The following is a 13,678-nucleotide window of genomic DNA, read 5'->3' as shown; positions in this document are numbered from 1 at the left end:
AAGAACACATAGTAAGACAATGTACTATGTATTCGGATTTATATTTTAATACTACTATGTAAGAAGTAAGATTTGATATGAAAATGGGGAATCGCCTTTATTCTTTTTTCTTAGATATTTTGTCTGGACAAAAAGAACAGGTTACTCAAGATGAAGAAGAAGCGAAAGGAAGTATTTGGGAATATTGGGAAAAGGAATTGTAGAAGAATCAATAGGTTGTACAGTCATGGATAGAGGAAAGATGTTAAGAGAGGTAAAGAGTGCAAATCAGAAATGGGATGTGATCATTGTTGGTGGAGGAGCATCTGGTTTGGGTGCAGCCATTGAGTCTTCGACACGTGGTTACAAAACCTTACTTCTTGAGCAAGATGATTTCGCTAAAGGTACTTCAAGCAGAAGTACAAAGTTGGTTCATGGTGGCGTAAGATATCTTGCTCAAGGAAATATTTCTTTGGTTCTTGAAGCTTTACGTGAGAGAGGATTGTTAAAGAAAAATGCTCCTCACTTGGTGAAAGATCAATCTTTTATCATTCCAAATTATACATGGTGGGGAACTCCATATTATACTTTAGGCTTAACACTCTATGATTTAATGGCTGGAAAGTTAGGTTATGGAAGATCTTTACCATTTTCAAAGAGGAGAACGCTTAAACACATACCAACTCTTAAAAGTGAAAAGCTTAGTGGTGGAGTAGTTTATCATGATGGACAGTTTGATGATTCCAGATTGGCAATAAACATGTGTCAAACATTCGTAGAGAATGGAGGTGTAGCCATTAACTATATGAAAGTTACCGGAGTGGTGAAAAACAATGGTAAAATCACAGCAGTAAAGGCTACAGACCTGGAAAGTAATGAGACTTACACGATAGAAGGGAAGGCTATATTAAATGCCACAGGAGTGTTTGTTGATGAAATTATCAAAATGGACGAACCCAAAGCGAAAGATATCGTAAAGGTGAGTCAAGGTGTTCACTTGGTATTGGATAAGGAATTTGTTCCAGGCGATTATGCTGTGATGATTCCAAAAACAAGTGACGGGCGTGTATTATTTGCAGTACCATGGCACAACAAAGTAGTGGTTGGTACAACTGATGTGCACAAGGATAAAGCAGAATTGGAACCGAAGGCGTTGGAAGAGGAAGTTGATTTTATATTGGAAACTGCAGGCAGATTCCTGGAAAAACCACCTAAAAGATCAGATGTAAGAAGTGTATTTGCTGGCTTGAGACCATTGGCTGCTCCAACCCAAGAAGGGGCAAAAACCAAAGAGATTTCAAGAGGACATAAGATTGTTGTGTCTGAATCAGGTATGGTGACTTTAACTGGTGGAAAATGGACAACTTATCGCCAAATGGCTGAAGATGTAATGAATACTGTTGCTAAAACAGCCGGTTTAGAACAGAAAAAATCAGTAACAAGAAACTTACGAATTCACGGGTATAAAGAAAATCCAGATTTAAGCAATCCGATGTATTTCTATGGTTCGGATGAGGAGAAAATTTTGGATTTGGCAAAACAAGAAGATGGCCTAAATGAATATTTAAGCAAAGAGCTTAAAGTATTGAACGCACAAGTTGTTTGGGCGGCAAGGTATGAAATGGCCAGAACGGTAGAAGATGTCTTATCTCGCAGAACTCGTACTTTACTTCTGGATGCAAAAGAAAGTGTTAGAATGGCTCCAAAAGTTGCGGAGTTAATGGCAAAAGAACTTGGATACGATAAACAATGGGAAGATGATCAGATAAAGAAATTTAATGATTTGGCAGCCCAGTACATATTGAAATAAAAAAATGTAGGACAAATTGAGCAAGGTTTTTATTAAAGGTAGTTCTTAGTCTGTTATTTATAACTACTGATTTTATTAATTGTTACAATATTATTAATCAATTTGTTAGTTTTGGCACGATATTGCCTTGCTCTTAGAGTCCTACGTTTCTTTTAAATGTGATGTGTTACACATTACCTTAAAACCCTAATCAAATCTATATAACCATGGATTTGTGCATTTAATCCGAAGGATTAAAAATTTTTATCATGAAATTGCAATCGTTTACAATTTGTAAATCATTGGAATTGAGTACTCGGAAAAGCACTAATTTTTATAACACAATAACCCAAATTAATTGAATTATGGAAGACAAGTTTATTTTAGCTTTAGACCAAGGAACTACAAGTTCGAGAGCAATCGTTTTCAACAAAAAAGGTGAGATGGTGAGCGTGGCACAGAAGGAATTTACCCAAATATTCCCTCAGCCAGGATGGGTAGAGCATGATGCGAACGAGATTTGGTCTACACAAGCAGGTGTAGCAGCTGAAGCAATTACCCAGGCTGGAGCTAACGGTAAAAACATCGCGGGGATTGGTATCACTAACCAGAGAGAGACAACAGTTGTTTGGGACCGCGAAACCAGTGAACCAATTTACAACGCAATCGTTTGGCAAGATCGTCGTACATCTAAATACTGCGATGAATTAAAAGCTCAAGGTCATGCCGATATGATTCAGGATAAGACTGGTTTGATTATCGATTCTTACTTCTCGGGAACTAAAGTAAAGTGGATTCTTGATAATGTTGAAGGTGCTCGCGAAAAAGCAGAAGCAGGTAAATTGGCATTTGGTACTATCGATAGCTGGTTAATCTGGAAATTGACTCAAGGAAAAGTACACGTAACAGATGTTACCAACGCAAGTAGAACCTTACTTTACAACATCAAAACTTTGGAGTGGGATAAGGACATGTTGGAACTTCTTGACATTCCTGCCAGCATTCTTCCTGAAGTTAAATCTTCTTCAGAAGTATACGGACACACAGTAACTACTCTTTTCGCACACGAGGTACCTATTGCGGGTATTGCAGGTGACCAGCAAGCTGCTACTTTCGGACAGATGTGTATCAAGCCAGGATCGGTGAAGAATACATACGGAACAGGATGTTTCATGCTTTGCAATACCGGAACCACTCCAGTAAAATCAAACAACAACTTATTGACTACCATTGGATGGCAAATTAATGGTGAAACTACTTACTGTTTGGAAGGAAGTATTTTCATGGGAGGAGCTATCGTACAATGGTTACGCGATGGATTAGGAATTATCAAGTCGTCTCCAGAGGTGGAAGAATTAGCTGGTTCGGTAGAAGATAATGGTGGTGTATTTCTTGTTCCTGCTCTTACAGGTTTAGGAGCTCCTCATTGGGATCAGTACGCCAGAGGTACAATTGTTGGATTAACAAGAGGATCTACTTCGGCTCACATCGCAAGAGCTGCTTTAGAAGGTATCGCTTTCCAAACCAGAGATGTATTGAAAGCTATGGAAGCTGATGCTGGAATCGAAATTAACGAATTACGTGTTGATGGAGGTGCTGCAATTAACAACTTATTAATGCAATTCCAGTCGGATGTATTAGATGCACCAGTTTACCGTCCAAAAACTCTAGAAACTACTGCACTTGGTGCTGCATATTTGGCAGGTTTAGCAGTTGGATATTGGGATAGTGTTGATGAAATTAAAAGCCAGTGGGCAATGGATCGAAAGTTCGAGCCAGAAATGCCTAAGAGCAAGTCTGAAAAATTGATTCAAGGTTGGGATAAAGCCCTTGGTCGTTCGAAAGATTGGGATACAGAAGCTTAATTTTCAACATCTAATAACCTGAGGTTGGTTGATAGGATTGATTTCAGGTTAAATATTTTTAAACCAATGCCGGAAGTGAGAAGAAGGAACTGAAGGAGAATGGATTCCGGCATTCTTTTATTAACAATTACTAAATAAACCATAAAGTCATGAATGAATTTATTGCAGAATTTATAGGAACAATGTTACTAATCCTTTTAGGTAATGGAGTAGTTGCAAATGTTGTATTGAATAATACCAAAGGAAATAATAGTGGTTGGATCGTAATCACAATGGGATGGGGATTAGCAGTATTTACTGCTGTAGCTGTTGCGGGTCCGATTTCCGGAGCACATATTAACCCCGCTGTAACAGTAGGTTTGGCTGTAGCAGGTATGTTTGCATGGTCAAAGGTAGGTCTTTTTATCGTTGCACAAATGGCAGGTGCGGCATTCGGAGCATTTCTTGTTTGGTTAATGTATCGCGATCATTTTAACTCAACTGAAGATGGTGGAGCGAAATTAGCATGTTTCTCTACTGGTCCTGCTATTCGTAACTTCGGTAGTAATGCTATCAGCGAAATTATTGGAACATTTGTATTGATGTTTGTGATCTTCTATTTGGCTGGGCCTTCTTTCGAAGCATCTGGTGTTGAGGGAGCTAAGGTTGGATTGGGTACTTTAGGTGCTTTGCCTGTTGCTCTTTTAGTAGTTGCTATTGGACTTTCTTTAGGTGGAACTACTGGTTATGCAATTAACCCTGCAAGAGATCTTGGTCCTAGAATCATGCATGCTATTCTTCCTATGAATAACAAAGGTGGTAGCGACTGGGGATATTCTTTGGTTCCGGTTATTGCACCAATCGTAGGAGCGGCAGTAGCAGCATTCTTATTCATGAGTTTGTAAGTCAGTTATCAGTGAAGACTTGGTTTCAAAGCCAGGTAAATGTGAAAAATTAGGATAATTGATACAATCTTGTAACACTCAGAATTAAATAACACTACTACATTTTTTAACCCTGTGGAGATCTTGACGATGAGACCTTCCGGATCTCTACAGCCCATAAAATATTAATCTAATGAAAAAATCAGTTTTAAAACTATCAGTATTATTTACTCTTATAATATTATTTGCGTCTAACCTGAACGTAAATGCACAAGGAAAAGTAACCGTTAGTCCATCGGTAACTACCCGCCATTACTGGAGAGGTATCATGGTAAGTAATACAGCCAATTTCGAAATGGATCTTGCATATACCAACAACAACTTTACTTTTGGAGCATGGGGTGGATATGGATTTGATAATACATACTCAGAGTTCGATTTTCATGTAGGATATAAGTTTAACGATCATTTTAACATTGCAGTTTGGGACTTATTTGCGAACCGCGATAGAGCTTCCATTGATGATTACAACTATCTTGATTTAGACAGAGCTACAACGAATCACTTGATTGATGCAAGTTTTAACTTCTATTTTACGGAGAAATTTCCTTTAAGTCTTTCGGTAAGTACTATGCTTTATGGTCGCGATTTAGATGAGAATGGCGACCAGAACTATTCAACTTACGTTGAGTTAGGATATCCGGTAACCATTGGTGGAGAAAAGATTTCCTTATTCGCAGGTTTAAATGCTTTCGAAGATCAGGTTTATGGCGAGAGTTTTGGTTTCGTAAATATCGGGGCTACAGCTACCAGAGAAATTAAAATTACAGAGAGTTTTTCTTTAAATGCATGGGCTAAAGTTGCTATTAACCCACAAGCAGAAACAGCAAACCTAATTTTAGGTATTGGCTTTTAATCATCAAGTTTGATTAAACCTTTGCATTAATTTCCATAAAAACTGAACATCTGGTTCAATTATTAGCGATTAAAATAAAACTCGCTCTTCGAAAGGAGAGCGAGTTTTTTCGTTGAAAATTTTAATTTATCGGACAGCTTGAAGCTTTTGATTAACCATTCGGATTTCAAAAAATTACTGTCCCAAATAGTTATGCCTGAATAGAATTCGGTTTTACCATTCAATCTCACGGTACTCAACCGATTCGCAATTGATATCATAGCCTGATGCTGCAGATGGAAGTTCGAATTTGTAGGCATAAACCCCAACTACATAGGTTGCACCTTCTTCAGTAGTGAAATCAGACCAGTTGTTAGTACCATCTGCAATTACTCTATGATTTGATGCTAGCAATCGATCTGAAACATAAATGATTTCTCCATCCATTTGGTTATGAATTTTAACTACATAAACATCTGTGTCCTCTACATCATCCCAGTCAATTTGTATAGAGTGTAATGTTTTATCGTAGTTAAACTCTGTAATTTTAACTGGTTCAAGTCTATCTTCCAGTAATTTGTCGCTAATGGTATAGGTTGCAAGATCTTCAGCGGTAATGTCAAACTGATAAATTCCATTCTCTACATCATCGGTTGTAAAATCAATTTCAGTAGGAACCGCTCTAAAAGCCATTTTATTATTGTATTGGCTTAAGTTTTTCTCAATATTACTATCCGTTGGACCTTCTACATCAACTTCGCTCATCGAGAAATTTGAATAGGTGTAAAATACCGGTGCATACACTGTGTCATCCCCACTTTTTTTAACTCTTACATACACATCACCAATTGCCTGTAAACTTGGTGTGTTGTCGAAATCATTACTGTCACATGCAACAATACTTACTGCTAAAATTAGCAATGCCCCTATGGTTTTTAAATTATTCATTTGTTTTAATTTTTTATCAGTAATACTGATTTTTCTGATTTAATAAATTGTTGAGACAAAACTCCCGGGTATGTCTCTTTAAAAGCTTTTACACTTGCATGATGAAGAAACATCAAAATGGTTGCTTTAATTTTTTCATTTTTAAAATTTGAGTATTCTATTTGCTTTAAATACAGTGGATTTTAAATGTCAGATAAAAAAGTTGTAATTTTAGCGCAACCTTATTGCACTTTACACAACTATTTAATGAATCAGGATCGCAAAAGACGTTAACCACTTTGGAAAACCGAGAATTAGAACAAATAGTAAAAGAATGCTCGAAAGGTAAATCTAAAGCGCAAGAATTGCTTTATCGGGCGTTTGCACCCAAAATGTTGGGTGTGTGTTTGAGGTATTCCAATGATTTAAGTGAAGCTGAGGATACTTTGCAAGATGGATTTATTAAAGTTTTTCAAAATATTAAATCTTATCAGTTTAAAGGATCTTTTGAAGGTTGGATTCGCAGAATAATGGTTAATACTGCTTTGGAAAAGTTCCGCAAATCGAAAAATATGCAAGTGGTTGATGAGGTTTGGGAATCCGATCCCGATTCGGAAGCTGAAGAATCAATTCAAAACTCGAACATTCCACTGGAAGTTCTTTTGCAGATGGTTCAGGGCTTGCCCGATAGGTATCAAATGGTGTTTAGTTTATATGTTTTAGATGGATACACCCACAACGAAATTTCCGAGGTAATGAATATTACCGTAGGGACTTCGAAATCGAACCTGGCTCGGGGAAGAGCAATTTTAAAGCAAAAAGTGAATGATTATTTAAGTGAAAAAGAGAACAAGCTGAAAATATGCTAGACGAGAACAAACATATCGATAGTTTATTTGCCGATGGATTAAAAGGAATGAGCGTTGAACCAAATCCTGAAGTCTGGAATGCAATTGGTGAGAAGATGGCAGCTGCTCGAAGAAAAAGGAGAGGAGTAATCCTTTTTATTTCTGCTGCTTTGGCAGCTTCTGTTCTGTTGTTTTTCGGAATTGCAAATCGTGACTTGTTTATTTCTGAACCTGGGGGTTTTCCTATAGAGCAATTGAGTGATAATACTTCATCATCAAATTCATTAAATCAACCAGAAGTATCAGGTGAAATCAGTGAAAAGAATGAGGCAAAGGGTGAAGAGAAAGGAAATGGTGTATTTATTGCTGAAAACGCATCGAATTTTGCAAAGCATATCGTTCAACCAGAATTATCAAGTAAAGAGAACCAGTTTGAGAAAGAATCCTTATTAAATAGCATTCCTTTAGGAATTAAACAATTGCTCAATGCTTCTAACCAAATTCCTGAGAGTTTGCAATATCAGAATGCTAAAAAAACGGAAGCCATACAATTAAGTGCAGAAGACTTGATTGTTATGAATAACCTTTTGGCAATGGAGCAATCCAAGAAGGATGAATTAAGAAAGAATCGCTGGGCCATTATTGGACAAATTTCTTCGGCTTACTCTAACGAAGAATCAGCTACAAGTGCAAATAGCGGGATTGTTAGTTTTGGTGGAGGAGTTAAAGTGAACTATGCTTTAGGTGAGAAGCTGGCTTTACAAACTGGTTTCATGTACAATCGTGTTGGTCAGGATATGGGAGATTCCAGAATGGACATGGCATTTGCAGATCCAATTGCAGAAGGAGAAGCGAATGAAATTAGCAGACAGGAGAGAAGCTTTCTGCCATCGCAAACATCTGCCGGGAAAATTAATTATACAGGCGGAAGTGTGGAGGATAGAACCAATGCTGAATATTTGGCAGCTTCTACTTATAGCTCATCGGATGATTTGATGCAAAGCTTCGAAACCATAGAGGTGCCAATTTTGTTACGATACAATTTAACACAAAAGAGGTTGGGCGTTTATTTAAGTGGAGGTTTCGGTGCCAATTGGATTATTGAGAATGGTGTTTATCGCACTTCAGGATCCAAACAAAAAATTGGTGAAATTGAGAATTTAAGAACTACCAATTTCAGCTCCTTATTTGGTTTGGGATTCGAGTATCAGCTAAGTCCTAAAGTTAGAATTGGTCTTGAACCTAGCTTTAAATATTATCTGAACTCAATTAATAGGAGTAGTCAATTTGATTACAAACCATACTCAATTGGTGTACAAACAGGGATTCGCTATAATTTTTAGGTACATTTAATGGAATCTTTCATCTTGTAGTGCTTCTTACAAAACAATCATGCCTTAAAAACTCCATATTATTATTTAGGGTTGAATTGCCATTATCTCGATTTAGTGTCTCAGGTAGAAGCTTAGGTAAGTATATCGAATAGGATCATAAATGTACTTTAGGAGGTTGGGTAAGTGTCTTGAGTAGGTTCACCAACCTAGTTTAGATGGTTGGGTAAGTGTCTTGAGTAGGTTCACCAACCTAGTTTAGATGGTTGGGTAAGTGTCTTGAGTAGGTTCACCAACCTAGTTTAGGAGGTTGGGTAAGTGTCTTGAGTAGGTTCACTAACCTAGTTTAGGAGGTTGGGTAAGTGCCTTGAGTAGGTCTACCAACCTATTTTAGGAGGTTGGATAAGTGCCTTGAGGAGGTCTACCTACCTATTTTACCTGGTTGGGTAACCAGGTAGATACTGTTAAGTTAAAATCCTGAATGTCAGTAAATATGTGGGATTTTCGAATAATGCGGTGTTAAAATAAAAACAGGACCTCTATGAAGTCCTGTTTTCATTAATTTAAATTTTCTTTCAATTGTCGCATGTACGTTTGATTGTATTTCTATTTCAATAATTCCTCAATCTTCTTCACCAATTCGTTCAATTTTTCATTGCTGTAACCAACCGAGGAGTACACTACTTTCCCGTTTTGATCGACCAAAAAGTTACGAGGAATCAAGTTGGTGGCATAAAGCTTAAATATTTCTTCTTTTGGATCTAATCCGGCATTGAACTCCACACCTCTGCTTTTTAGTTTATCCATTTTTTTACGAACTACATCAGGTTCTTCTCCACGAGAAATAGCAAGCAATACAAAATCCTTGTCAGCAAATGGTTCGATAATTCTTTCTGGAAATTCATAAAGTTCTTTCATGCACGGAGCACACCAGGTTGCCCAAAAGTTGATCAATACTACCTTTCCTTTAAGATCTGATAACTTAAGCTTTGATCCATCAAGCATTTCGAGGGTGAAATCTTTGGCCATATCGCCGCTATTTACCAAGGTAGATTCTTTTATTTTTTTGGCACGCTCTTCGGCATTTTTGCGCATCATTTCTGCAGCCTCTTCAGGCGTTATTGTTTTGGTGGCTTTGGTGTTTTTGATTTCCTCCTCGGTTTTCATAACCAAAACAACAATCTGGTTATCTTCTAATGTTTTACCAAACTTTTTTACGAGAGCTTCTTTTTCTTCACCCGATATGCTCATTTTCATTTCCTTAATGTGATTAGGATTTAGTTTTTTCAAAAAGTCCGGGCTTACGATCTCATTATCTACGATATAAATGGTTTCAGGCTTGATTACTTTTTTCTGTTGGGCAAAAGTTCCAAACACAGTTAGAAAAGAAAGGATTAGTAGGACTGTAATTTTAAATTTCATTTTTGGATTTTTAAAGGTTCATTATTGGGGTGTTATGTCTTCTGGTTCTATAAAAAAAATAGAAGCCTATCAAATATAGAAATTTTTACTGTTAATTAAATTAAAACAGCTAAGAGTTTCTCATTTGTTACATAAAAAAAGAACCATCCAAATTTGGATGGTTCTTGTAAAGATTATTATTTGACTATTTATGATTCGAAGGAGTTATATTTTGATTCATCCTAAAAAGATTATCAGGATCCCATTTGTTTTTACACTCCGTTAATCGATACCAAATAGGGGCGGTATAGGCATCTTTAACCCTGTCGGCCCCTTCGGTACTTATAAAATTAACGTAAACTCCTTTGGCAAAAGCTTCGGTTGCTTTGTGAAAATCATTAACCCATTGTAAGCACTTTTCATCATCACTGCTATCTCTCCAGCGGGTATGAATATTAAGAAGGAAAGGAGTTTTTCGATGAGGGAATGCTGTAGCAGCAGGATCTATTCTACTTGGCGCACCTTCCATATGTGGAATAAACATTTCACATTCCGTTGTAGGGAATTTTAATGCATATTCTATTATGGCATCGATAAAACCATCAGAAAGGTCGGTAATGTGGTGCGATTTCCAATAGTTGCGGGCGCCATGAGCGTTTAGCTCATCGAATGCCGTTTGCCAGCCAGCCCACGGGTGCATTCCCGAGCCATCACCAATGGTTTCGGTACAATCACGTACGTTTTGAATGATTTTTTGTCCTTCATCAGGATCTCCCAACCAAACAAAAGGTAGTAGTAAAACCAGTTTGCCATGATATTTTTCAGGAATGAATGGAAGAGGAGGAGCGTGTCTCACAACCATATTAATGGTCATTTCGTCGGGTAATGTTCGCACAAATTCGCGATGGAATTGCATGTACTCCTTCATGTTATCAAAACTTTTTACAATGGGTCCTGAAAGGACTTCTGTGCCTATTTTAGCTGCCTTAAATACAAAAGAACTTATCACACCAAAGTTTCCACCTCCACCTCGAATGGCCCAAAATAAGTCAGGATTTTCGGATGCACTGGCAGTCACAATTTTGCCTTTGGCAGTTATTACCTCAGCAGAAATTAAATTATCAATGGAAAAGCCATGTTTTCTGCTAATCCATCCAAAGCCACCCCCAAGAGTAAGACCACCTACACCAGTATGAGAGATCATACCTGAGGAAACAGCCAGACCATACTTCTGAGTTGCGGCATCTATAGTTGAAAGCAAACAGCCAGCTTCAGCTTTAACAATTGCATTTTCTGCATCAACATCTACTTTTTGCATAAGCGAGAGATCTATCATCAGACCATCATCACATGAACCTGTTCCTGCAGAATTGTGCCCACCACTTTTAACGGCTATCAATAAATTGTTGTCACGACCAAAATTTACTGCATGAGCGATGTCTTTTTTATTGCGACACCTGATAATTATTGCTGGCTTTTTATCGAACATTGCGTTCCATAATTGCCTGGATTCTTCGTATTTGTCATTGCCAGGAATTAAAACTTCTCCCTTTATGGCATTTTGTAATTCCGTTTTTTGACTCTCACTAATTTTCATGGCTTAACTATTGTTTGGTGAATAAATACACATTACTAAATACAAATGAAAAGTCACTTGTAAGTGGATTTAAGAATTACTGATATTAAGGTTAATTTATGCACAGAAAGTGAGCATAAATTATGGGGCAGTTTTGCTAGAATAGAAAAACCAATTTACGATTATATCATGTGAATGTCCAGAGATTAAATGGAAAATAGTTTTGTAATTGCTTCAAGTTTAAGTTATATAAACATTGATGAGATAGCAGTATCGGTGTAGTTTAATAAATTGTAAACAAAAATAATTGAGGAGTGTTTGTCTTTTTGTTAAAATAGACATTAGGATAGAATTTAATGTAAGTTGTTGGCGCATGAAGCAAATTCCGGATATCACATCCGGATTTCTATATCATCAGAAAATCTAAACTTAGTTACTTTTAGGAAAGGAGTTTAATTGCTGGATAGCAAGTTATTATTAAGAAAAAATAGAAGGGTGAACTATGGAGAGGATGCTAGATAATATTGAACATCCTCTCTGAGTTAATATTTGGTTTTATGCCATTTCAAGCCAGGAACTTCCGTCCTGATAATCCTCAATACTTGATACTCCTTTGTTGATTTGAAAGGAGTTAATCAAATTGCTGATATCATGCTGTAAAGAGTTGATGCAGTTGCTTATCAAATCTTTTCTAAAACCTTTTTCTTCCAGATTTAGAACAAAACCAGCGGATACAATTCTGCTTAAAGCTTTTCCCAAATCAACTTGTTTGCGCTGTGGAAGGTTAAAATCAATTGAAAAGTTAATTTCCTTCTTGAAATATTCGGATGCTTTTTCTGTTAGATTAAAATCTTTCAGAAATTGGAACAGATTGCTCTCTTTTTTCTTCTTCATCATCTTCAGAATCATATCCGAAATTTGAGTGTAAAGCATTTCATTTGCCCCTTCGAATATTTGGAATGGACGACTATCAACAATTCCTCTTCCTCCAATATGACTTAATCGGTAACCTTTCGCTCCAGATAATTGCACCAATGTTTGAGCTGATTCTTGCATTAAATCTGTAACCACGGTTTTTATGCTATTGGCCTCAACACCATCGCTAGCCAAATTGTTTTCCAATCCACTTTTATCGCTACTTCTTACGCAAAGAGCAGAGCATATGGTGTAAGCACTTTGTATTTTCGAAATTTGATGTTGTACCTGATCAAAAGAAAATAAACTTTTTCCACCAACAATTCTGGTTTTACATTGATCAATTGCTTCATCCATTAGTCTTTTGATAAAGCCCAATCCCATGCCTGGGAATTGCATTCTACTTCGATGCAAAATGTCAAGCATCATTTTAACCCCAGTACTCTCGGGCGTTAATTTATATTCCTTTGGAATTTGAATATCAAGTTTGTTGGTTCCGTAAGGAATCATGTATAATCCCAGGTTGTCGAAATATTCTTCGACCACAACCTGTTGGTTTTTTTGAGTTACATCGCAAATAAAAAAATCGATATCACGATCCAATTTACCCTGCTCATGTTTCTGCCTTGATGTGATCAGCCAAAAATCTGCTAATCCGGTTAAACCTTGCCAATGCTTAGTCCCTTTAATGTGATATAGGTCATCTTTTTGGGTATAATGAGTTTGCATGTTTAATGCATCGCTACCAAAATCAGGTTCGGTAATCATTAAGCCACCCATTTGCTGTTTTTCCAAAAAGCGCTTAAAGATACCTCCCTTTACCGTGTTGTTGGCATATTTGGCTACAGGCTCAAGAAATAGTGCGATATTAATACCTAATGTTAATGCCAATGGTAATGATTCATAGGCTGCAGAAGAGAGTATGCCCAAGCATTCCTTCACTTTAGCACCTCTTCCTCCATAGTTTTCTGGAATGGCAACCGATAAAGGAGCACTGGCCATTATCTCACGCATTACCAATGGTGGAAAACCTCTATTCAAGCTGAATTTATTAATGTCATCTCGTTCGTAAAATACTGATTTAAGCGTTTGTTCAAACTCTTTCAGGTACTCAGAAAAATTCTTAATCATCTTATTCAATCTTCTTTTTATGGGTCTAATTTAATTTAGACGTGATAAAAATAGCTTTTAAATAAGACAAATGAGTCTTTATTTGTGTTTTATTCCTTATTTAGAATGTGATTTATTAACAGTATGAGAGATATTATCACACAAAAAAGCCGCTGAAT

Annotated in this window: 10 protein-coding genes; 6 read left to right on the top strand and 4 right to left on the bottom strand. The window is 36.9% G+C overall.

The annotated features are described in order from the left end of the window. Window positions 1-226 precede the first annotated feature (226 nt). The 4 genes from M0051_RS00735 (at window position 227) to M0051_RS00720 (ending at window position 5,412) form a co-directional block, all read left to right on the top strand. Window positions 227-1,789: a glycerol-3-phosphate dehydrogenase/oxidase gene (locus tag M0051_RS00735; protein ID WP_306739633.1), complete on the top strand. Its 1,563-nt coding sequence runs from the start codon at window positions 227-229 to the stop codon at window positions 1,787-1,789. 344 nt (window positions 1,790-2,133) lie between these two features. Further along, on the top strand, window positions 2,134-3,633 hold the full coding sequence (gene glpK / locus M0051_RS00730; RefSeq protein ID WP_306739632.1) for a glycerol kinase GlpK: 1,500 nt from the start codon (window positions 2,134-2,136) through the stop codon (window positions 3,631-3,633). A 149-nt stretch (window positions 3,634-3,782) separates the two neighbouring features. After that, complete coding sequence (locus M0051_RS00725; RefSeq protein WP_306739631.1) at window positions 3,783-4,517, top strand: MIP/aquaporin family protein; 735 nt, start codon at window positions 3,783-3,785, stop codon at window positions 4,515-4,517. Window positions 4,518-4,689: 172 nt separating this feature from the next. Continuing rightward, window positions 4,690-5,412: a hypothetical protein gene (locus tag M0051_RS00720; RefSeq protein ID WP_306739630.1), complete on the top strand. Its 723-nt coding sequence runs from the start codon at window positions 4,690-4,692 to the stop codon at window positions 5,410-5,412. Between the two features lie 213 nt (window positions 5,413-5,625). On the opposite strand, the gene M0051_RS00715 is transcribed toward M0051_RS00720, so the two are convergent. Continuing rightward, a complete protein-coding gene (locus tag M0051_RS00715; RefSeq protein ID WP_306739629.1) occupies window positions 5,626-6,339 on the bottom strand; it encodes a hypothetical protein in 714 nt (237 codons plus the stop codon). A 278-nt stretch (window positions 6,340-6,617) separates the two neighbouring features. Here M0051_RS00715 and M0051_RS00710 point away from each other — a divergent pair, with 278 nt between their 5' ends. Both M0051_RS00710 and M0051_RS00705 read left to right on the top strand, forming a co-directional pair. Then, window positions 6,618-7,187, top strand: a complete 570-nt coding sequence (locus M0051_RS00710) for an RNA polymerase sigma factor (protein WP_306739628.1) — start codon at window positions 6,618-6,620, stop codon at window positions 7,185-7,187. Beyond that, a complete protein-coding gene (locus M0051_RS00705; RefSeq protein ID WP_306739627.1) occupies window positions 7,181-8,509 on the top strand; it encodes an outer membrane beta-barrel protein in 1,329 nt (442 codons plus the stop codon). The genes M0051_RS00710 and M0051_RS00705 overlap by 7 nt, the downstream gene beginning before the upstream one ends. Before the next feature lie 594 nt (window positions 8,510-9,103). On the opposite strand, the gene M0051_RS00700 is transcribed toward M0051_RS00705, so the two are convergent. The 3 genes from M0051_RS00700 to M0051_RS00690 all read right to left on the bottom strand — a co-directional run bounded on the left by M0051_RS00700 (window position 9,104) and on the right by M0051_RS00690 (window position 13,520). Next, window positions 9,104-9,919, bottom strand: coding sequence for a TlpA disulfide reductase family protein (locus M0051_RS00700; RefSeq protein WP_306739626.1), 816 nt, complete (start codon window positions 9,917-9,919; stop codon window positions 9,104-9,106). A 184-nt stretch (window positions 9,920-10,103) separates the two neighbouring features. Further along, the gene (locus M0051_RS00695) at window positions 10,104-11,495 is read right to left on the bottom strand and encodes an FAD-binding oxidoreductase (protein WP_306739624.1); all 1,392 of its coding nucleotides are present in this window, start codon (window positions 11,493-11,495) and stop codon (window positions 10,104-10,106) included. 534 nt (window positions 11,496-12,029) lie between these two features. Further along, window positions 12,030-13,520: an acyl-CoA dehydrogenase family protein gene (locus M0051_RS00690; RefSeq protein ID WP_306739623.1), complete on the bottom strand. Its 1,491-nt coding sequence runs from the start codon at window positions 13,518-13,520 to the stop codon at window positions 12,030-12,032. Window positions 13,521-13,678 lie beyond the last annotated feature (158 nt).

The organism is Marinifilum sp. D714 (genome assembly GCF_030851345.1).
In the GTDB taxonomy this organism is placed as follows: Bacteria; Bacteroidota; Bacteroidia; order Bacteroidales; family Marinifilaceae; genus Marinifilum.
Note: the sequence above shows the minus strand (reverse complement) of the source record. Positions and strands in the feature narration are given on the sequence as shown.

Excerpts from the sequence above, each read along its gene's own strand:
- M0051_RS00715 (WP_306739629.1), bottom strand. The coding sequence starts at position 6,339 with ATGAATAATTTAAAAACCATAGGGGCATTGCTAATTTTAGCAGTAAGT.
- M0051_RS00705 (WP_306739627.1), top strand. The coding sequence starts at position 7,181 with ATGCTAGACGAGAACAAACATATCGATAGTTTATTTGCCGATGGATTA.
- M0051_RS00720 (WP_306739630.1), top strand. The coding sequence starts at position 4,690 with ATGAAAAAATCAGTTTTAAAACTATCAGTATTATTTACTCTTATAATA.
- M0051_RS00695 (WP_306739624.1), bottom strand. The coding sequence starts at position 11,495 with ATGAAAATTAGTGAGAGTCAAAAAACGGAATTACAAAATGCCATAAAG.
- M0051_RS00735 (WP_306739633.1), top strand. The coding sequence starts at position 227 with ATGGATAGAGGAAAGATGTTAAGAGAGGTAAAGAGTGCAAATCAGAAA.
- M0051_RS00700 (WP_306739626.1), bottom strand. The coding sequence starts at position 9,919 with ATGAAATTTAAAATTACAGTCCTACTAATCCTTTCTTTTCTAACTGTG.
- M0051_RS00725 (WP_306739631.1), top strand. The coding sequence starts at position 3,783 with ATGAATGAATTTATTGCAGAATTTATAGGAACAATGTTACTAATCCTT.
- glpK (WP_306739632.1), top strand. The coding sequence starts at position 2,134 with ATGGAAGACAAGTTTATTTTAGCTTTAGACCAAGGAACTACAAGTTCG.
- M0051_RS00690 (WP_306739623.1), bottom strand. The coding sequence starts at position 13,520 with ATGATTAAGAATTTTTCTGAGTACCTGAAAGAGTTTGAACAAACGCTT.